Raw genomic sequence first — 21,071 nt, forward strand, 5'->3', positions numbered from 1 at the left:
TCAAAATGGTTTTCTTATTGTATTTATATTGTGGTGGGGGTGAAGTGGTTAACAGTATTCGATTTGGACTGTATAGGTGAGGAACAGGATGAGAATAAGCGATTGAAAAGTTTCATAAACAGAGCAGCTAATGTGAAGTATAAAAAAGAAAGTTGAATTTAAAATTATAAATTGAAGGAACCGGCATCAATCGATGTTGAATTAAGGCTAGGTCTCCACAATGAAAAATTAAAAAAATAGTTGTATTCGGACGTGACTTCCCTGTTATGAGCAAGTCATCCAGTTTTACGACATTTGATGTTATTCTTCCTTGATTGCTGCTTTAATCTCTTTTTGCGTTTCGGGATCATTTAATTGTTCATCAGTATAACCATGCATTTCTTTGGCGTGCTTTACAGCAACTTCCATCATTTCATCCATGGTTTTTCCTTGAGCAACAAAGGGACAAGTAACCCCCAAATCTTCACAAGCTAATTTATATGTCATAATTTATGACCTCCCTGCTTACAATATATTGTCCTTTCTATTTAAGGACTTTGTAATATAATGGATGTTATATAATAAAAAAATTAAACATTTCCGTTCGTAAAGCATCCCATATCGATGTCCTGAATTTTTCTAGTATTTTCAGCAAACACAAAAAACATAGTATTGGCATCAACAGGCTATTGAAAGCTCTTGTGAGCTATAAGTTCACAGACAATTTGCTACTTGACCCATGCATCTATTTACAAACAATAATTGGTTTGATTGGTATTAGCTCGATTGGTTTTTTTTATCATTGTCACCAAGTGGGCACTTTTAGCACCCTGAGAGCAAACGTTCACAATTCACGGCAACCCCCTGCTCGATTTATACTCTCAACCCACCACTAACCCCAAACCCAGCACTAAATCTCGAAACACGAACATCCTTCCGGTTGAGATAATTAAAATTCACTCCCCATTATACCACTCACAAAGCCCCTTGTAGTCACAATAATAACAATTCGGATCAGCATCAACCTCAAAATCATCCCTCATTGCCCTCTCGACCACAGAATTGATACCCTCCACCACAGCACCGATCCTCTCCCCATCCACATCGATCATCCTAAGCTCCTGGACCTCGGGATTGACATAAAGGTGTCCTGCCTTTATCGGTAGCTTCCCATACATCTCCTTCACAGCCAGACAATACAAAGCAATCTGAACATCATCCTTCAGCTTGTTCTTTGAAAGTGTGGTCTTTCCAGTCTTGTAGTCGATAACAATGTATTCACCATCAGGTGTCCGGTCTATCCTGTCGATCAATCCTGCAAAATGGGCACCGCTTAGTTCAAGATCGAACCATTCTTCCACTGCAACGGTCTCGTTGGGATCATCTTCTTCAAAGCGGAACCAGAAGTCCAGCATCTTCTTCATCTTGCCGTGTTCCTGCTGTTCCTGGGTCCTGGAAGGGTATGCTGCAGGGTCCCAGATGTCATCCAGCAGCTTGTTGGCTGTGGTGATGTCAATAGTATCTCCCTTCATGTCCATACGGGACAGTTGTTCGTAGACGGAGTGCACATCTGTACCGACCTGGAAATAGGCCTTCTGCGGTGTGGGTATGTTGAGGACTGTCCCGTACTTGAACTTCAGCGGGCAGTCCTGGTATGTCTTGATCTTGGAAGCCGAGAACCTCATGTTCGGATCCACAAGTGGCGGGATGTTGTCATCGATCAGGTCCTCCAGTTCCTTCGGACCTTTCGGGGTGACCTGCAGGAAATCCTTTGCATCAAAAGCAGCCAGATTGCCTTCATCCTCGATATCCCTCAACTGGGCAAGGACCAAAAGGGATTCCAAAGCCTGCTTTAACTGACCCTGCTTTGAATACATATTGAGCATCTGGAGATATTCATCCTTTTTCTTCATCAGAGGTGAAACCTCCTCAGCCTCGCTCTTCCTTTCAAATTTATCTGCTTCGATATATTCTATTAGGGGATTTGACGTGTATTCAAGCTGTGCAAGGAACTCACTTGGAGCAACTTTCCTTTTGTTGCCTTCATATTTTTCAGGGAACATAAGGTACAGTTGTTCCTTTGCCCTTGTCATGGCAACATAAGCCAGCCTTCTTTCCTCCTCAAGATGCAGCACCTTTTCGTCCACATCCCTTTGCCGGCTCTTAGAGAGCGCTTTTGGCACAGTGAAGGCCTTTCTCCTATAATTCAAAGGAAGATGCCTGGTAGCCATGTCGCAGACGAACACGACCTTCGCTTCCTTACCCTTGGACTGGTGGATCGTCATCACCTTAACAGTATCCTCATCACTGGACACACCCTCACCCAGGTCAAGCCCGAACACGAGTTCAAGATCCTCCACCACAGTCTCCAGCTCACTGCCACCATCAACAAGTTCAAGGTCTTCCACAGTGGTGACAAGCGAGTTCAGAATGGAAATGTTCCTTCTGGATGCCTGCGTATCTTCCTGCAGCTGTGTCCTGTAGAAGTCGGTCTTCTCGGACAGCAGATGTTTCACAGTATCAGATGGCAGGTGGCTCTTTTTGTATTCTATCAGCTCATTGAGCCGGGATACTATCGATCGGATCAGGTCCTTCTGGCTGATATCAAGTTCATCAAGCTGGTAAAGCAACACGGAATATATCCCGTCCCCTGAAGTGCTGTCATCCCTGCTGATCTTCAATGCCTGAAGATTGATCTTCTGCAGGTTGTGTTCGCTCACTCCTTCCCTTGACAGTATCTTTGCAAACCCGATCCCGTTGTTGAAAGGATCAGCCACCACATGGAGGTATGCCATTGCTTCCCTGACAACCGGGAAACGGTTCAGCTGGAGGCTACCCACAAATTCCACAGGGACCATCCTTTGCTTCAATGATTCACTGAACTTCTTGCCGTCAGCCCTTTTTCGGGTAAGTATGAAGATCTCACCCGGTCGGACACCATCATTGATCATGCCCGTGATCTCTTCAGCAACCCATTCTGCTTCACTCACATCATCAGGCGCTTTGACCACTTTTACCTCGCTCTTCTCTCCATTGTGGGCTGTGAGATTTTTCTCCTGCCTCTGCGGATTGTTGGCGATAAGCTGCTGGGAAAGCTGCACGATCTGTGAACTTGACCTGTAGTTCTTTTCAAGCGGAATCTTCTCAAGGGAGTGGTAGTATTCCTGCAATTGCTCTATGTTGGCAAGATATGCTCCTCTGAAACGGTAGATGCACTGGTCATCGTCAGCGACACAGGTCAGGTTATTTCCATCAGCTATCTGGTGCACGAGAAACAGCTGTGCAAAATTCGTGTCCTGGAACTCATCCACGAGAATATATTCATACCTGGATCTCACCATGTTTTTGACAACATCATTTGTCTCAAGGAGGTTACAGGCCATGGAGATCATGTCATCATAGTCAAGGAATCCATTATCACTTTTGTACTGCTGGTAATGTTCATAGAACCTTGCAAGGTCGCTCAGCTTTAACAGTACATCTTTTTCTCCTTCATCGATGCTCTCATCTTCCAGATTGCTGCTTGCATATTCAGCCAGTTCGTTTGGTGAGATCAGATGGTCCTTCAACTGGGATACACCTTCCAGCAAGCTGGTAATGAGGTCGTATGGCTGTGTCGGGATTGCAAGGTTCTGGAAACCGAACGAATCGATGTTCTTGATGCCCCAAACGTGCGAATGTTCTTTTGAGATCAGCTTTGCATTCTGGTTTATGCCAAGGTAGAGGGAGAACTCACGTATCAGGTCATTACAGAATGAGTGGAACGTGGAAACTGTGATACCGCTTCCAACACCTATTTTCTTCTCCATCCTTTCCTGCATCTCTCCGGCTGCTTTTTCTGAGAAGGTTAGTGCCAGTATTTTTTCAGGGGACAGACCTTTTTCAGTAAGATCGACCACTTTTTCTGTGATGGTGAATGTCTTTCCTGAGCCGGGACCTGCGAGGATGAGTAGTGGTCCATCGGTGTAGGTGACTGCCTTCAGCTGATTTTCATTAAGTTTGGTGGATGCCAATTTCGAGTACCCCTGTATCTTGTTTGTTTGACAAATGTTATGTTAAGGACTAAAGATTTGATTGATGTTATACTTTGTTATTTGATTTTGGTGGATCAGCGGAGGAATGTGGTCGGGGAAAAGCATTGGACTCTGGTAAGGAAGCTCCCCTTTCTCGCCCCTTGCCTGTTCCTTTCCGTCCCGTCCAGTTGAACGCTGTTCAACAGTCATGAACGATAGAAAGGAGTAGAAAAAATAGCTGGCTTTGATTAAAAAAGAAAAAGGATGCCTTGATATTAATCATTTCTTCTGCGACCCACAATGAGTGCAGCTCCAATGTTTCCACCTTTAACAGCATTTAGCATACCGTGTTTGTTCGTATGGTACATAACAATATTGTGTAGATTGCATGATGCAGGAATAACATTTATGTCCATAAACAACACAAAATAACTCTTGCATATTGATGGGAGGGGATAGTTTATTCGAACTACCAATAATAAACAAGCAGATAAGGCGTTACGGGAGTCTGAGACGAAGTATAGGCTGATCTTTGAAAATTCACCGCTGGGGATCTTCCACTTTGATAAAAATGGTATTGTTACTGAATGCAATGAAAGCCTTCTTAAGATCCTTGGTCTGCCGAAAGAAGAGGTCATCGGCTTTAACATGGAGATATCCTTAAGGGATGAAAATATGCGGCTTGCTCTTGAGGCAGTCCTAGCAAGGAAGTCGGGACAGTACGAGGGAGAGTATAGTCCCACCACCAGCACCAAGATTACACCCATCAAAGCCGATTTCAGCCCGAACATATCTGAAGATGGTTCCCTGCAGGGTGGCATCTGTATTATTGAAGACATCACTAAGCGCAAGCGGGCAGAGGATGCACTTCAACGATACGCAGAGGAACTTGCAAACGCTAACGAGGAACTGAAATCCCTTGACAGGATGAAGGACGAGTTCCTATCGAACGTAAGCCATGAACTCAAAACGCCTCTTACCTGCATCAAAGGCTACGGTCAGATCTTATCTGATGAAACGTTAGGTTCAGTTAATGATCAGCAGAAAAAAACAGTCGATACGATCATGCGCAACTCAGAGCGGCTCAGGCGTCTTGTTGACTCTCTCCTGTACATCAGTAAGGTGCAAGCCGGTACCATTGAATACGTATTTGAGCCGGTCCAGATCGCAGAAATCACAGACTACGTGGTTGCTGATATGCTTCCGCAGGTCAAGGAGAAGGATCTGACCATTGAAAAGTATGTACCTGACAGTTTACCTTCAATAAATGGGGATAAGGATAAATTGACCGATCTATTGGTCAACCTTGTTGACAATTCGATCAAATTCACACCATCAGGAGGCAGGATAACTGTGACTGCACAAGAGGAAGAGGACAATCTGCACATAAGTGTTGAAGATACCGGAATCGGTATCCCAAAAGAATTGATATCGAACCTGTTTCAAAGGTTCTACCAGATCGACGCCTCGATCAGGCGCAGGTATGGAGGCACAGGAGTGGGGCTGTACATCAGCAAGAACATTGTAGAAGCACATAATGGGAAGATCTGGGTGGAGAGTGAGGAAGGTGGCGGGACAACGGTTCATGTGAATCTGCCGAAGTGAAGACATGTGAGACGGGCAACCTGCCAATATGCCGATGGATTTGCACGAAGCCAGTAGCAATGGTTCTATAATTCTTTTCTTGTGTATGATTCCATTCCTACCGTTACTAAATTCAACCATGAAATATGGGGATGTATTAACCAATACGTTTAAACGTCGCAAATAGTATTAACTTTGAAGTTACTAGGGTACAGCAGAACCCTATCAGGAGAATTAAAAAAATGGTCTCAAAGACACTTCCATTTACAAAGGAACAGATCCTGGAAATAAAAGAGCAGTACCCGACTCCTTTTCATGTCTATGATGAGAAGGCCATAAGGGAGAATGCAAGAAAACTAAAGGATGCTTTCAGCATTCTTGAGGGATTCAAGGAATTCTTTGCTGTCAAAGCACTACCAAATCCGTACATTCTAAAGGTACTGGAGAGCGAAGGCTTTGGTGCAGATTGCAGTTCATTACCTGAATTACTTCTTTCTGAGATGTCAGGTATCGTTGGTGAGGACATAATGTTCAGCTCAAATGACACTCCTGCGGAAGAGTTCGTCAAAGCAAAAGAACTAGGTGCTATCATCAATCTCGATGACATCAGTCATATCGAGTTCCTTGAAGAGACGGCTGGACTTCCCGAACTTGTATGTTTCAGGTTCAACCCCGGCACCCTAAAGAAAGGCAATGCTATCATTGGAAATCCGGAAGAGGCAAAATACGGTTTTACAAAGGAACAGCTCTTTGAAGGCTACAGGATGCTCAAAGAGAAAGGTGTAAAACGCTTTGGACTGCACACAATGGTAGCATCCAATGAACTTGACCCATCTTACTTCGTAGAGACTGCAAGGTTGCTTTTCGAGACAATTGTTGAGATATCAAATGAGCTTGACATCCGCTTCGATTTCGTGAACCTTGGTGGCGGTATTGGTATCCCTTACATGCCGGACCAGGAAGCTGTTCCATACGATGTCATTGCAAAGGGTGTCAAAGAGGAATATGATGCAAAGATCAAGGCTAACGGACTTGACCCGCTGAAGATCTACCTTGAGTGTGGTCGAACCATCACAGGTCCGTACGGTTATCTTGTGACCGAAGTAAGACATCTCAAGAACATCTACAAGGATTATGTCGGAACAGATGCCTGTATGGCAAACCTCATGAGGCCCGGTCTCTATGGTGCATATCACCACATAACCGTTCTTGGAAAGGAAGATCAGCCTGAAACACACAAGTATGATGTCACAGGTTCCCTTTGCGAGAACAATGATAAGTTTGCCATCGACAGGATGCTCCCTGAGATCACACGTGGTGACCTGCTTGCAATTCACGACACCGGTGCCCACGGTCATGCAATGGGATTCAATTATAACGGAAAGCTCCGCTCTGCTGAACTTCTGTTAAGGGAAAATAGTAGTTTTGTCCAGATAAGAAGGGCAGAAACAATTAAAGATCACTTTGCAACCCTTGACCTCGAAGGTCTCGGAGATTTCAGTTAAGCAAAGGAATTTAGTTCTGACCGGACATATTTTGGAACGGAACTATCCTTTCAAAATATTTTCTTTCTTTCTTTCTTTCTTTCTTTCCTTTTCTTGCAATTTACTTACTTTTATTATTACGATTTTCTTAATTCGATTTATCCCAATTATGCTGCTTATGCTATACTTTGAAGTAAACGCTTATTAAGTCCCAGGTCTCTTTTCATTATTGATGACTGATAAGGACGGTCTTATATTTGTGATACAGAAGCACCATGCACGTAATCTTCACTACGACCTGCGTCTTGAGATGCAAGGGGTACTCAAAAGCTGGGCGATACCCAAGGAACCACCAACTGTAGAAGGGGTCAAACGACTTGCAATACAGACCGATGATCATGCAATTGAATATGCTGATTTTGAAGGCACGATACCTGAAGGCAACTATGGCGCTGGAAAGGTCGAGATATGGGACCATGGGATCTTTGAACCCGAGATCGTCAAAGAAAAAGAGATCGTTTTCAGTCTCTCAGGTGAAAAAATGAAAGGCAAGTTCGTCCTGGTAAAGACGAACTTCGGGAAGGCTAAGAATAGCTGGCTTTTCTTTAAGAAAAAGGAATGAGCCTTTACTTTCTGTCATTCTGGTTGGTCTTTATAGTGTTGTTCTCGGTGTCATCATACCACCTGTCAGGAAGCTTGTACGTAATAGTTGGATCATACTCCTGAGGCATGAAGAACTTTGTTCCCCTGTCATCAAGTGCTTCCACAAATCCCGGATCAATGGCTTCCAGTTTCTTCTTCTCATTTTCTGCAGATACCGATTCTCCGATCCTGTAGTGTGCAAATCTTTTGTTGTAGAGCACAGAAGTTGACGTTGGATCTATCTCCAGTGCTTTTTCATAGTATCCAACTGCTTCTTCCACATTTCCAAGGATATTAGCAATAAAACCTCTGTTGTACCATGCAGATATAGAATTGGGTTGCAGTTCAAGTGCCCTGGCATAGAAGTCTGATGATGCAACATAACTGCTTGTCAGGTAGGCAGCAGTTCCCTTATTGTACCATGCAGCGGCATTATTTGGTTCGATCTCAAGGACCTTGTCATAATGGTACATTGCACCATTATAATCCCCGCTCATATAGAGTGCAAATCCCTTTATGTTAAGTGCTTTAGTGTTTGTCGGATCATTTGCGAGTATGGCGTCATAACAATTTATGGCTTTTCCGTAAAGTCCAAAGTTCTCATATGCTTCCCCTAGCTTGTAAAAGGTAGCAGGATCTTTGATCTCAGTGGAAAGTATCTGGTCATAGGATGCGATGGCATCTTCGGTCCTGTTTACCCCATCGAATGCAAGGGCCTGTGCGAACAGAACCTCTACATTATTCGGTTCAGCTTCCAGGGCCTTTCCGTAGGACAGGATCGCAGATTCATAGTTTCCGAGCCTGTAGGATGTTTCCCCACGGTGGTACCAACCCTCAAGGTTATCAGGCTCCAATTCAAGGAGCTGATCATAGGATCTCAGTGAATTTTCGTACTGCCCAAGTTTGTCGTATGAAAGTGCTCTCATGAACAATGATGTTATGTCTTCAGGGCTGATCCTTAGGACATTGTCATAGCATTCAACTGCATGGTAATGGTCTCCTATGTTGCTGTAATCCTGTGCAAGATAGAACCATGCATCACGATTATCAGGATCCAGTTCAACAGCTGTCCTGTAATTCTCAATAGCTTCAACTTGTCTTTCCAGAATATCGAAAGTTCTTCCCCTCATGACCCACATATTGCTGAAATCAGGGTCTATCAGGATGGCCTTATTGTATGAGCTTAAAGCAGTAGAATATTCACCGGAATTTAGAAGTGCATTTCCCTGTGCGAACCATGCATCTTCTGCATGAGGCTCAACACCTATCAGATCAACATCATGAGATGAAATATCATTGTCAGCAATTTGATCGTAGTAGTCATTTCCATTTTCCAGATCTATTATCTGGAACATGTCAAGTAAGTTTGGTCCGGCAAGTGAACTTCTAACAACTGGAATACTTGAAGAACTGTTGAACCTTTCCATTTTGCTGATTGTGACCTGCAGCTGAGTGTTTACAGCTGAATTTGATGGTTCAAATGTCAAAGCAGTTTGATAACTATCAATAGCTTCCGGATAATGACCAAGTTTTGTCAGTATCCTTCCTTTCCTGTAATAAGCATCAACGAATTCGGGTTTCTGTTTGATGACCATATCATAAGCGAGGATGGCTTCATCATATTCTTCGAGATGATCGAGGTCAAGTACAAGAGCGTACCATGCGAGAGTGAACTCCGGTTCTATCTCAACCGCTTTTTTGTAGCAAGAGACAGCTTCGTTATACCTGCTGAGAGCATCAAGATCAAAACCTTTCTGATACCATGCTTGTGAACACGAGGGGTCTTTTTTCAGAGCTGCAGTGTAACATTCTACAGCTTCGTTTCTCATCCCTAATTCATCAAGAGCAACTGCTTTGTTGTACCAGACAGAGGGATGCTTTGTTTCAAGTTCAAGTGTTTTGTCAAAGCTCTCTGCAGCATTTTCATATTGTCCCTGCTTCAGGTAGATCGAACCTTTATCGAACCATATTTTAGTGGATTCCATGATAAAATCGGGTGTCTGGTCATAGCAGTATTCCTCCCTGCTTGTATTCAATCGCGAGATAGCGGGGTTCTGCAAATAGATCTTTGCAATGGTGTCGGGATCGATACCTAAGGCTTTATCATAGCTAACAAGGGCTTCATCATATCTACCAATAAGATCAAGTACCATTCCTTTCTTTTGCCAGGCGCTTGTATTGTCCGGGTCAAGCTTGATCACCTGTCCATAACTTGTCAAAGCTTCCTGATATTTTCCGGTCGATCTGAATGCTTCACCAAGTCTGAACCATGCATCGATATTGTAAGGGTCAAGTTCAGTAACTTTTTTATAAGCTTCTATCGATGCTTCGTTTTCACCCAGGATCGCATGTGTCTGTGCCTTGCTCCACCATGCATCGATGTTCTCCGGATCGAATTCGATCACCATATCATATGCTTCAATCGCCTTTTCATATTCTCCAAGGCTGTCGTAAGCCTGCCCTTTGTGGTACCATATGGTCGTGTTGTCCGGGTCGATCTTTAGTGCTTCACCATAAAGTTTGACAGCTTTGGAAGCTTTGCCTTTTTCTATAGAAGTTATGGCTTCTTTATAAAAGTAGGATGAACGTTCCAGTTGTAGTTCAAGAAAACTTCCATAGATCTTCATTGCTTCATCATGTTTACCAATGCTGTCCAATGCCTGTGCCTTGTGATAAAGTACGATCGTTTCTTCTTCACTTATATCTTCTGTTATCTCAGATGCTGACATGTCCGTATCGGTATTGCTGGAATTATTTGATCCACTGGCTTTGGTAAGGTATTTTTCAATGGACACAAGTGCCTGGTCATACATCGAAATAGCAGATTCGTAGTCACCTTTTTTCGAGAATGCCATCCCTTTTTTAGTAAGTGTTAGTACATGCCCGGGCTGAATTTCCAGTATCATATCATACTGTGCTATCGCTTTATCGTACTCACCAAGCAGGTAATATGTTGATGCTTTATTGTCAAGAGCTTCAACGTAATCAGGATCTATATCAAGGGCCATATCGTATTTTGTCAATGCCTCTTCATAGCTACTGTTCACTGTGAATACAATTCCTTCTTCATTGAGTTCTCTGGCCTCAAAGTTCAGACTTTGGGCCTGAAGGCTAAATCCTGAGATCAGGACGATAATAATTAATAAGCCTAGAATGGATCTTTTTACCACCATATTTTAACCCATCAAAATATTTTTAATTCAAAAATAAGTCAAATTCCGGCATCCGGAAATTATAATAGCATTTTTTTATAGCATGAATTTTTGTTTTATCAGTAAGTTTAATCCCTCTATATTTTAGTCTTTTTTTATTCAGAGATTTTACTTATATTGAAGCTATTCACTAACTTTTATGGTAACATAGGGAATAGCTCCAATACAAATAAACTTTTCCATTAATCGATTTTCTTGACTTCGATTATATATTCATTTACTCATCTGAGCCGTCAAAGACATCATCATAAGCATCTGTCCAGTGCAACTGTGATCCACCTGCAATGAACATTGCTACTGCTATAGCTTCAGCGATCTCTTCCTCTGTTGCACCGTTTTCCTTTGCTCTTTCAGAATGTATCTTTACACATTTCTCACATCTCATGAGAACTGAAGATGCAACTGCTATAAGTTCCTTGACTTTCAAGTCAAGTGAATTTTTCCTGAATATTGCTGAACGCATGTCTCCAAAAGCCTTAGAAGCTTCTGGTAATTTTTCATCTAAAAATGTCATTGTATATCTCCCTAGTCTATTTTATCGAATACAATTGCACTATCACTTATTAAGAACGCTTAACTTTATAGACAAGCCATACGTGATCCCTCTCCAGTTTCTCGCATTTTAACAGTTCAAGTTCGATAGGTTCGTTCTTCCCGATATTTGCAAACAAGGTATCGGTTCCTTTCCCTGTCAAAAGGGGCATCATGATCAGGCTGATCTCGTCCACAAGATCCTCTTCGAGCAATGCTCCGTTAAGACTGCTTCCACTATCGACCAGAACTGTTCCGGCTTTGTACTTTTTGTTAAGTACTTCAAGTGCTTCTTTAAGGTCAACGTGTTCTTCACCTGCTACAATGAAGTCGTAATCCCTTTCTTTAAGGTATTCCAGATAATCCTCTGGCGTTGATCCTGATACAAGCATGACAACATCACGACACAGCTCGAACCTTCGAAATACATGAAGCGAACCTTTGAGAATGCCTTTTGAGTCAACTAAAGCCCATAATGGGACCGTGCTTTCTCGTTCAGGTTTCCTGAAATCTGTATCCTCTTCCGGTGGAACTCCGCCAAACATTTCGATTCCGGTCTTTGCAGTGTTCGCTCCTACCAGATGAACATCTTCTCCAAAGCTCGCAGACGTTCCATAATGGATGCCCATATCGACCTCGATGTCCTTGAATGAACCATCCAAGCTAATGGAATTGTGCATTATTATCTTTGGACCTGCCATATAACCCCAGAGTTACAATGTTGTCTTCAAAGAAAAAAGCTACTGTTGTTTACAGGCCAAAGTCTGCAAGGAATGCTACGAAATCTTCATATTTATCCAGAAAATTTCTTCCCTTATTGGTCAATGAATATATCTTGCGTTTTTCCTTGTATGGTTTGACTGGAATATTGAGAACACTGGTTTGGTCCTCGTTTCCTTTTTATTTCTGTATACTCTATTTTTACTATAGAAATTGCATTAATTAAGACACAACAAACAATGGTGGGTTAGAAATGCCCGAAGGATGGATCGAAAACTGCCCCTAGCTTAACAGGGATATCGAATTTCTTGAATGCATGAAATGTGAGCACTTCACAAAGCTAGATTGTATCTTCATTGTCTGTGGATACCGAAACAGGTACACCAAGCGACGAAAGACATATCGTGATGCTGAAACCGGCAAAGAGGCCATCAGATGCGATTTATCATGAGATGTCAATGCCTTTCCCTTTGAGAAGTTTGACAATATCCTTTTCTACACCGCAATTGTAGGTAAGGAACTCGCCGTCAAGCAGCACGCAATAGGTTCCAAAAGGGTGGATCCCATTGTTCTGTACTTCATCACAGGTATCCAGTTGCTTGATAGTTACCGGGATTCCTGCTTTTTTAGCGACATTCTCAACAATTCTGACTGCATCCGGAACATAGGGGCATTGGTCCGATCTCAGTATGGTTATTCCTTTTTCTCCTGTTGTTTTCCCAACCGGATTTATCTTTGGAAGTTCCACATTGTCAGAGAACCGCTTTGCATAAAGTTCGATAACCGGTGGTAGTTCATCTGCTTTTTCAAATCCGTGTTTGGTGAACAGCTTGCTGGCGGGTAACCAATTGCCTTTAGAAGTAAGAACAGCAACCCCTTTCATACCCGTTGAATCTTTTATGCATTCTTCAAGTAATTTCGATCCATAGCCTTTATTCTTGTTCTTGCCAACGACCCAAATGCAGTGGATGACCATGTATCCTTTTGCATCGATACCTCTCCATGCATATTCGCCGGGTATGTACTCGATGAACCCCCTGGACCGGTATCCTGCTTTTCCTTCGTTGACCAGAAGCAATTTGATATGCATTCCTTCGTTGAGGCGTTCCCTGAACCATTTTTCCTTTTTCTGGTAACCTTCTTCCTTCTTTTTGGACTTTTTACAGAACAGGTCATATTCATTAAGATTGCTCTCGTTAATGTCAACTATCATGAAATCTGGTTCTGGCATCGAAATTCCCCCGCTATTAAGTTTATATTTGTCATAATAGCTGAAATATTTTAGCGAAGGAGGTTAGTTCCGCTCAGAAAGATAGACACCTGCAAGAACAAGCACTGCACCGATCACCACATAGATATTCGGTACGTTTCCGATTATTATGCTATCCCCTAAAATTGTCACAAGTGGGAGCAGGTATATCCCGTTAGTGGTAGTGCTTGATCCTGCAAGGTGTATCGCTTTGTTCCAGAAAAGGAACCCAAATGCTGAGCAGAAAACTCCCAGATAGATGAGAGCAGCTATGACCACCAGCAGGTCATTTTGTGAGAATATGTCTATCCTCAGGTTCTGTGCTTCATAAAGTGCAAAGGGCAGGAGAAAGACCGTGCCTGATAATGTGAGGTCCCGGGAAACAATGAGCATGTTCCTTGAACCCATGCGATCGATAATTAGGGTGTAGAATACCCAGGAAAAGACCGATCCGAACATCAGGAAATCTCCCAGGGGGTTCAGGTTAAGGTTGAACTTTCCGTTCAGTATCAATAACCCAACTCCAACAAAGGCAATGAAGGCTCCAAGATACTTTGTTGGTTTTGAGAACTTCCTTCTGAAAGCATCGACAGTGAACAGGAAGAATACCGGAACTGTGGCACTTATGAGGGATGAGTTGGTGGCTGTTGTGAACGTCAGTGCCACGTTCTCGAACATGTAGTAACAGGTGATCCCCAGGAAACCGGCGATTGCAACATATTTGATCTCTTCTCGGGTGTAGATCTCCTTTTTCCTGCAAATAACAAACAGGAGAATTGTAGCTATGAAAAAGCGGGTAAACGCAATGGTTGCAGGATCAAGATAGTCAAGCAGCACTTTTGTGGCAACGAAGGAAAATCCCCAGATAGCAACAACTATCAGCATATAGAGAATTCCTTTTGTACGATCTTCCATTTTTGCCACCTTTTAAGAATAACAATGTCAGGACTGCATTTGTGAGCCTGTGTTTTTATATATTGGTTTCGATATGTACATTCATATAAGGCAATGATATAAGGCAATACCTAAAAAGGAAGACCTCATGTGATCCGATCGATACTGGACAATGACCTTTACAAGTTCACAATGCAGATGGCTGTGCTGGAACTTTTCCCTGATGCACGGGCAGAGTACCATTTCATAAACAGGGGAGAACAGCGCTTTACGGATGAATTCGTAGCAGAACTTAGGCGAACTATCGATGAGGATATCGTTGGACTGGCATTGACAGATGAGGAATATTCCTGGCTTAAAATTAATTGCCCTTTTTTCAAACCTTCTTATATTGAATATCTGAAAAACTTCCGTTTCGATCCTTCTGAAGTGAGATTATCCCTTACTGATGACGGCGACCTTGACCTCTGGGTCGAAGGTCCCTGGCATAGTTCTATTCTCTGGGAGATCGTTCTCATGGCGACCATTTCGGAACTCTATTTCACCATTGTGGAAAAGGACTGGTTGAACAGGTTCGCATCCAATGGTGATGACTCTGAGAACACTTTAATGAACGAGTATGGCAGCCTGATGAGCGAGATGGGTGAAGAACTGAACTCAAAAGGTTGTATCTTCTCAGAATTCGGAACCCGTCGTCGCAGGGGATTCAAGTTGCACGACAAGGTAGTTGACGTTCTGCACAGGCTGGATTCATTTGCCGGCACGAGCAATGTCTATCTTGCTAAAAAATATGGTGTCCGTCCGATAGGCACGATCGGTCATGAATGGATTATGGGCAATTCTGCACTTGTGGGACTTCGAAATGCAAACCTGTTCGCATTTGAGAACTGGATCAGGGTATACAAAGGTGATCTGGGTATCGCACTTAGTGATACTTTCGGATCAAAGCCTTTCTTCAGAAATTTCGGTCTTGAGCTTGCCAAGCTCTATGATGGGGTCCGCCATGATAGCGGTGATCCCTTTAAGTTCGCAGATGAGGTTATTGAGCATTACAAAAAGCTTGGCATTGATCCGATGAAGAAGTCACTTGTATTCAGTGACTCACTTCATGTCAAGGATGCTGTCAGGTTAAAAGAGCATTGTGAAGGTCGGATCAATTGCAGTTTCGGTATTGGCACAAGCCTGACGAACAATTCGGATTTCTTTAGATACAGCCCACCACTCAATATGGTGATCAAACTGCACAAGATAAATGGCATACCTGTGGTGAAACTGAGCGATTCTGCTGAGAAGGCTACCGGGGACAGTGATGCTTTGAGGGTGGCCAACTATATTTTCGGAAGGAAAGGGCTGGACGATTAAATATTGTTTTTGAAGTGGCTTTTCCGTAATAGCTTCGGATAGCTGGAAGTCTGGAAGAATTTGCGGTATTTTTAGTGGGATCAGAATTAGAATCTTAGATTAAAAAACAAGAATAAAATCGAATAGAAAAAAGAAAAGAAAAAGGAGATATCTTACTCTCCCCTGATTGTGTCCCTTAGGAACTTGTGTAGAATACCGCCGTGCTTGCAGTAATCGATCTCCAGCGTGAAGTCCTGGAAGTTAAACTATCGTCTTCGGCTCGGGTCATTCACTAAATATATTCATTTGTTGCCCCGTTAATGTCATATACAGCAAACACGATAATCAGCGTCATATCCCTTGCAATCAAATACTTTTTTTCAAGGAAACCAGACAAGAAAAAGCTACACAGTTGCCAATGCAGCCGAAAATGCAATTTCTCATGGAGGAAAAAGATGATCGAAGCTTATCTAAAACATGAAGAAGAGAGGAAAGCCCAGGGAATTCCGGCACTTCCTCTGAATCCGGAACAAACTTCTGAACTTTGTGAGTTATTACAAAATCCTCCCGCAGACCAGGAAGAGTTCCTGCTCCATCTGTTCAGGGAACGGATCTCTCCTGGTGTAGACCCCGCTGCAAAGGTCAAGGCAGATTTCCTTGGTAAGATACTGGCAGGAGAGGTCTCTTCACCGCTTATAGACAAAAAGGAAGCGATCAGGATCCTGGGAACCATGATCGGCGGCTACAATGTCAAGTACCTTATCGAAGCACTCGGGGATGCCGGGGTAGCAGATGAGGCTGCCTGTGCGCTTTCAGGCATAACCCTGGTCTACGACGCTTTTGACGAGGTACTGGAACTGTCAAAGACAAATGAAGCTGCCGGAAAGGTTCTTGACAGCTGGGCTAACGCTGAGTGGTTCACAGGCAGACCAGGAATCTCTGAGACCATCACTGTCAGGGTATTCAAGGTTGACGGCGAGATCAACACCGATGACTTCTCCCCTGCCAGTGATGCATGGAGTCGACCCGACATACCTCTTCATGCACTGGCAATGGGCAGTACCCGCTTCCCGGGAGGCATTGAGGAAATCGCAAAATGGCGAGAGGAAGGACACGAGGTTGCCTTTGTCGCTGATGTGGTAGGAACCGGTTCCTCCCGCAAATCCGCCTGCAACAGTGTGCTCTGGCACATCGGCAAGGACATACCATGCGTTCCCAATAAACGCCGTGGCTGCGTGATCATCGGCACTGCCATAGCTCCTATCTTCTTTAACACAGCCGAAGACTCTGGTGCCCTGCCTCTGCAAATGGATATCAGCAAGTTCAGTCACGGCGATATCATCACCATCAACACTGTAAAGGGCGAGGTAACAGATGAAGAAGGCAATGTAATCTCTACTTTTGGCCTCATGCCCAACACCCTCCCGGACGAATACCGCGCCGGCGGCCGCATTCCCCTCATAATTGGTCGGTCGCTGACTACCCGGACCCGCGAGGCACTGGGTCTGCCTGAAACAGACATATTCGTCAACCCCGATAATCCGGAGCCTGAACCGGGACAAGGTTACTCTCTGGCACAGAAGATAGTTGGTCGCGCATGCGGCGTAGATGGAGTTCTGCCTGGCACCGCCTGTGAGCCGATGATGACCACTGTAGGTTCCCAGGATACCACTGGTCCTATGACCGCCGACGAACTCACAGAACTTGCCTGCCTCAAGTTCCAGGCTCCCATGTTCATGCAGTCATTCTGTCACACCGCAGCTTACCCCAAGCCTGCAGACGTGAAGATGCAAAGGACACTGCCGGATTTTGTTTCTGAGCGTGCCGGTGTCTCCCTGCATCCCAGGGACGGGGTTATCCACAGCTGGCTTAATCGCCTGTTGGTTCCAGACACTGTGGGTACCGGTGGCGACTCTCATACCAGGTTCCCGATAGGCATATCGTTCCCGGCAGGTTCCGGGCTGGTAGCCTTTGCAGGAGCTCTGGGTTTCATGCCTCTGGATATGCCCGAATCCGTGCTGGTACGTTTCAGTGGAGCGCTTAACCCTGGCATCACGCTGCGTGATGTGGTCAACGCCATACCATACTATGCTATCAAGCAGGGTCTGATGACCGTGCCAAAGAAGAACAAGATCAATATCTTCAACGGACGCATCCTCGAAATAGAGGGACTCCCCTACCTCACAGCCGAGCAGGCATTCGAGCTGACGGACTCTGCCGCAGAACGCTCAGCTGCAGCCGGTTGCATCCAGCTCGGTGAGAAGTCCGTAGCCACCTATCTGCGCTCCAACCTGGCATTGATGAAAAAGATGATCGAGGGCGGGTACAGCGATGCACAGACTCTCCAAAAGCGCATAGAAGCTGTTGAGGAGTGGCTGGAAGACCCGAACCTGCTCAAAGCGGATCCGAATGCAGAGTACGCCGCAGTCATAGAGATCGATCTTGCGGACATCAAGGAGCCGATCCTTGCATGCCCAAATGATCCTGATGATGTCAAGCTGCTTTCCGAAGTTGCAGGCACCACGATCCAGGACGTCTTTATAGGCTCATGCATGACAAACATCGGACACTTCCGCGCCGCAGCCGAGATCTGGCGTGACCAGAAATTCAACCCTGATGTCCGTACCTGGATTTGCCCCCCTACCCGGATGGACTAGGCAAAGCTCAGAGAAGAGTCAATTTTCTCAGTGTACAGCCAGGTCGGTGCCCGCATTGAAATAGCAGGATGCTCACTTTGTATGGGGAACCAGGCTCGTGTACCGGATGAATCCACAGTGTTTTCCACCAGCACCCGTAACTTTGACAACCGTATGGGTGACGGAGCCCAGGTCTACCTTGGCTCAGCGGAGCTTGGAGCGGTTATCTCCAACCTTGGAAGGATGCCCACGGTCGATGAGTACATGGAAGTTTACAGGGAGAAGATCGAGCCAAAACAGGACGAGATCTACAGGTATCTTCAATTCGATGAAATGGAAGACTACCTGTAATACAAACTGTAAAACCACCTGTGGAACACTATTAAATGCGTAACTTAAAGTGCATTAGGAATAATGGGCACACAACGCCCATTCTCCACATTTTTATCCTTCGTCCCTTATTTCTATAAGAATCCATCAAATTAGAATGGGAGGATTTATGGGCTAAATTGATGGACTCGATATTAATACTTTATTTTCTACCTAAAACTTAAATCAGTTCAAAGGCATATTTAAACCGGGAGTGATTATTGTATGCCAACGATTGCACATTTTGACCTGCCAGCTGATGATCCTGAGCGGGCAAAGAAGTTCTACACCGAATTGTTTGACTGGAAGATCGAGAAAATACCGGGACCTCTGGATTATTATTTTATCGAGACCACATCCCTTGAGGGGGAACCGGGTGTCGGTGGGGGTATGGGTCTTCGCGGCAGTCCTGAACAGAAGATCACCAATTTCATTGAAGTAACCTCGGTGGATGAATACTGTGATCGTGTGAAGGAACTCGGAGGCATGGTTCTCCAGCCAAAGATGCCTGTGCCGGGTTGGGGTTATCTTGCCGTTTGCATGGATACTGAAGAGAATACCTTCGGTCTGTGGGAAGTGGATGAGAACGCAGAGTAAGGTCATACTTGATCAGGATCTGATCGGGCTAATTGGTTTCGATGAGATCTAATTTTATCTGATTTGATCTAATCCTGCATTAAAGGGGAACCAAAATGAGTACAGATCTTGTAATAAGAGTAGGCGGAGCCGCAGGTCAGGGTCTACAGACCATAGGGGTCGCACTTGCAAAGACCTTTAAGAAAAGCGGTTTCAACGTTTTTGCCACCCAGTTCTACCTTTCAAGGGTAAGGGGCGGACATAATACATTTCAGGTACGTATAAGCGATGAGCCGATTAGGGCAATGACCGAGAATGTGGATATCCTGATAGCTCTTGATGAAAAGTCCATTGAGGAGAAAATTGAGGAAATGTCTGATGGGGTCATCATATTTGACAAGGATGTCATTAAGATCGATGACACGAATGACCTTTTTTTCCACGTCCCGATGCTGAAGATCGCAAAAGATGTTTGTGGGAACAAGATCTATTCCAATTCCGTGGCAAGTGGTGCTGCCCTTGGTCTAATGTGCTTTGAATTTGATTACCTTACAAAGGTTCTTTCTGATACTTTCAAGAAGAAAGGTGATGAGATCGTTGATAACAATATCAAGGCAGCACGTGCTGGTTATGATTACGTGAAGGAGAATTTCCCTTCAGGGTGTAAGTTCGCTGTACGTGAACCTTCGGATAAGGACGGAAGGATGCTTATCGCAGGAAACGATGCTATCGGCTTGGGTGCTCTTGCTGCAGGCGTACAATTCCTGGCAGCATATCCGATGACACCATCTACTGGGGTCATGACCTATGTGGCTGCAAATGCTGATGATTTCAATGTTGTAGTTGAGCAGGCAGAAGATGAGATCGCTGCCCTGAATATGGTTCTTGGTGCTTCCTTTGCTGGTGCAAGGGCTATGACAACAACTTCGGGCGGTGGATTCTGCCTGATGTCAGAAGCTCTGGGACTTTCCGGAATCACAGAGACGCCTGCTGTAATATTCCTGTCCCAGCGTCCGGGGCCTGCTACCGGTCTTCCTACCATGACCGAGCAGGGAGATATCCAGTTCGTGCTGACCGCAGCACAGGGAGAGTTCCCCCGTTGTGTGCTTGCTCCCGGAACACCCGATGACTGCTTTTACATGACAGCTGAAGCGTTCAACATTGCTGATAAGTTCCAGATTCCGGTCTTTATCATGAGCGACCAGTATCTTGCAGATTCACTTTTCACGTGTAAGAGGTTTGATCCATCGAAGGTGAAGATCGAAAGACATCTTCTTTCAGATGAAGAGCTGGCCGGGAAAGGTGAGTATAAGCGCTATGAACTTACACCAACAGGAATATCGCCACGTGCGATACCCGGACAGTCAGGAGTTGTGGTAGTGGCTGATAGTGATGAACACAATGAATATGGTCATATTGACCAGACCATAGAAAACCGCATTCTTATGAATGAAAAGAGGATGAAAAAACTCGATCTTTTGAGAGAGGATATGGAAGCACCACGTTTGTATGGGCCAAAGGATGCTGAAATAACACTTGTTGGATGGGGTTCTACATACGGTCCTCTTATGGAAGTCGTAAATATTCTCATAAGTGAAGGTCATTCGGTGAACCATGTGCACTTCACTCATGTTTTCCCTCTGCCTTTAGAGGATACCAGAAAGGTTCTTGGAAATTCAGGAACTATCGTCTGTGTGGAGAACAATGCAACGGGACAGTTTGCAAGGTTGCTTGAATGTGAGACTGGCTTGCATATTTCTGAAAAGGTCCTGAGGTCGGATGGGAAGCCATACAGTCCTGAATCAATAATACGTTCCATGAGGGAAAAGGGGGTGATCTGA

The 21,071-nt window shown here is 44.4% G+C and carries 14 protein-coding genes and 1 pseudogene; 7 read left to right on the forward strand and 8 right to left on the reverse strand.

All coding sequences use genetic code 11. The features are described 5' to 3' along the window. Positions 1-300: 300 nt before the first annotated feature. The 3 genes from BMX02_RS06450 to BMX02_RS11850 all read right to left on the reverse strand — a co-directional run bounded on the left by BMX02_RS06450 (position 301) and on the right by BMX02_RS11850 (position 4,408). Positions 301-486 (reverse strand): DUF1059 domain-containing protein, encoded by a 186-nt coding sequence (locus BMX02_RS06450; protein ID WP_091689870.1) that lies wholly within the window; start codon positions 484-486, stop codon positions 301-303. A 449-nt stretch (positions 487-935) separates the two neighbouring features. Continuing rightward, a complete protein-coding gene (locus BMX02_RS06460; protein ID WP_091689872.1) occupies positions 936-3,992 on the reverse strand; it encodes an ATP-dependent helicase in 3,057 nt (1,018 codons plus the stop codon). Between the two features lie 275 nt (positions 3,993-4,267). Further along, on the reverse strand, positions 4,268-4,408 hold the full coding sequence (locus BMX02_RS11850; RefSeq protein WP_167879307.1) for a hypothetical protein: 141 nt from the start codon (positions 4,406-4,408) through the stop codon (positions 4,268-4,270). A gap of 46 nt (positions 4,409-4,454) precedes the next feature. Here BMX02_RS11850 and BMX02_RS06465 point away from each other — a divergent pair, with 46 nt between their 5' ends. The 3 genes from BMX02_RS06465 (at position 4,455) to BMX02_RS06475 (ending at position 7,682) form a co-directional block, all read left to right on the forward strand. Next, entirely contained in the window at positions 4,455-5,597 is a 1,143-nt protein-coding gene (locus BMX02_RS06465; RefSeq protein WP_091689873.1) for a PAS domain-containing sensor histidine kinase, read from the forward strand. A gap of 221 nt (positions 5,598-5,818) precedes the next feature. Next, positions 5,819-7,081, forward strand: coding sequence for a diaminopimelate decarboxylase (locus tag BMX02_RS06470; protein WP_091689874.1), 1,263 nt, complete (start codon positions 5,819-5,821; stop codon positions 7,079-7,081). Between the two features lie 211 nt (positions 7,082-7,292). After that, the gene (locus BMX02_RS06475; protein WP_091689875.1) at positions 7,293-7,682 is read left to right on the forward strand and encodes a DNA polymerase ligase N-terminal domain-containing protein; all 390 of its coding nucleotides are present in this window, start codon (positions 7,293-7,295) and stop codon (positions 7,680-7,682) included. Positions 7,683-7,686: 4 nt separating this feature from the next. Here the strand turns inward: BMX02_RS06475 and BMX02_RS06480 are convergent, their stop codons facing one another. From BMX02_RS06480 to BMX02_RS06500, 5 genes are all read right to left on the reverse strand, one after another. Then, positions 7,687-10,875: a tetratricopeptide repeat protein gene (locus BMX02_RS06480; RefSeq protein WP_091689876.1), complete on the reverse strand. Its 3,189-nt coding sequence runs from the start codon at positions 10,873-10,875 to the stop codon at positions 7,687-7,689. A gap of 256 nt (positions 10,876-11,131) precedes the next feature. Continuing rightward, complete coding sequence (locus BMX02_RS06485; RefSeq protein ID WP_091689877.1) at positions 11,132-11,428, reverse strand: carboxymuconolactone decarboxylase family protein; 297 nt, start codon at positions 11,426-11,428, stop codon at positions 11,132-11,134. 49 nt (positions 11,429-11,477) lie between these two features. Next, positions 11,478-12,146, reverse strand: a complete 669-nt coding sequence (locus BMX02_RS06490) for a RibD family protein (protein WP_091689878.1) — start codon at positions 12,144-12,146, stop codon at positions 11,478-11,480. 464 nt (positions 12,147-12,610) lie between these two features. Further along, a complete protein-coding gene (locus tag BMX02_RS06495; RefSeq protein ID WP_091689879.1) occupies positions 12,611-13,396 on the reverse strand; it encodes a GNAT family N-acetyltransferase in 786 nt (261 codons plus the stop codon). 63 nt (positions 13,397-13,459) lie between these two features. Continuing rightward, on the reverse strand, positions 13,460-14,329 hold the full coding sequence (locus BMX02_RS06500; RefSeq protein WP_091689880.1) for a DMT family transporter: 870 nt from the start codon (positions 14,327-14,329) through the stop codon (positions 13,460-13,462). A 129-nt stretch (positions 14,330-14,458) separates the two neighbouring features. Here BMX02_RS06500 and pncB point away from each other — a divergent pair, with 129 nt between their 5' ends. From pncB to BMX02_RS06520, 4 genes and pseudogenes are all read left to right on the forward strand, one after another. After that, on the forward strand, positions 14,459-15,670 hold the full coding sequence (gene pncB / locus BMX02_RS06505; RefSeq protein ID WP_091689881.1) for a nicotinate phosphoribosyltransferase: 1,212 nt from the start codon (positions 14,459-14,461) through the stop codon (positions 15,668-15,670). Positions 15,671-16,104: 434 nt separating this feature from the next. Continuing rightward, a pseudogene (locus tag BMX02_RS06510) lies at positions 16,105-18,636 on the forward strand (bifunctional aconitate hydratase 2/2-methylisocitrate dehydratase). Between the two features lie 243 nt (positions 18,637-18,879). After that, positions 18,880-19,251, forward strand: coding sequence for a VOC family protein (locus BMX02_RS06515; RefSeq protein WP_091689882.1), 372 nt, complete (start codon positions 18,880-18,882; stop codon positions 19,249-19,251). A 95-nt stretch (positions 19,252-19,346) separates the two neighbouring features. Then, positions 19,347-21,071 (forward strand): 2-oxoacid:acceptor oxidoreductase subunit alpha, encoded by a 1,725-nt coding sequence (locus tag BMX02_RS06520; protein ID WP_091689883.1) that lies wholly within the window; start codon positions 19,347-19,349, stop codon positions 21,069-21,071.

It is taken from the genome of Methanococcoides vulcani (assembly GCF_900111645.1).
GTDB classification, from domain to species: Archaea; Halobacteriota; Methanosarcinia; order Methanosarcinales; family Methanosarcinaceae; genus Methanococcoides; species Methanococcoides vulcani.

Bases quoted from the DNA above. Each gene is read 5' to 3' on its own strand.
- BMX02_RS06500 (WP_091689880.1), bottom strand. From the start codon at position 14,329: ATGGAAGATCGTACAAAAGGAATTCTCTATATGCTGATAGTTGTTGCT.
- BMX02_RS06520 (WP_091689883.1), top strand. From the start codon at position 19,347: ATGAGTACAGATCTTGTAATAAGAGTAGGCGGAGCCGCAGGTCAGGGT.
- BMX02_RS06470 (WP_091689874.1), top strand. From the start codon at position 5,819: ATGGTCTCAAAGACACTTCCATTTACAAAGGAACAGATCCTGGAAATA.
- BMX02_RS06485 (WP_091689877.1), bottom strand. From the start codon at position 11,428: ATGACATTTTTAGATGAAAAATTACCAGAAGCTTCTAAGGCTTTTGGA.
- BMX02_RS06490 (WP_091689878.1), bottom strand. From the start codon at position 12,146: ATGGCAGGTCCAAAGATAATAATGCACAATTCCATTAGCTTGGATGGT.
- BMX02_RS06475 (WP_091689875.1), top strand. From the start codon at position 7,293: ATGACTGATAAGGACGGTCTTATATTTGTGATACAGAAGCACCATGCA.
- BMX02_RS06480 (WP_091689876.1), bottom strand. From the start codon at position 10,875: ATGGTGGTAAAAAGATCCATTCTAGGCTTATTAATTATTATCGTCCTG.
- BMX02_RS11850 (WP_167879307.1), bottom strand. From the start codon at position 4,408: ATGGACATAAATGTTATTCCTGCATCATGCAATCTACACAATATTGTT.
- BMX02_RS06495 (WP_091689879.1), bottom strand. From the start codon at position 13,396: ATGCCAGAACCAGATTTCATGATAGTTGACATTAACGAGAGCAATCTT.
- BMX02_RS06515 (WP_091689882.1), top strand. From the start codon at position 18,880: ATGCCAACGATTGCACATTTTGACCTGCCAGCTGATGATCCTGAGCGG.
- BMX02_RS06450 (WP_091689870.1), bottom strand. From the start codon at position 486: ATGACATATAAATTAGCTTGTGAAGATTTGGGGGTTACTTGTCCCTTT.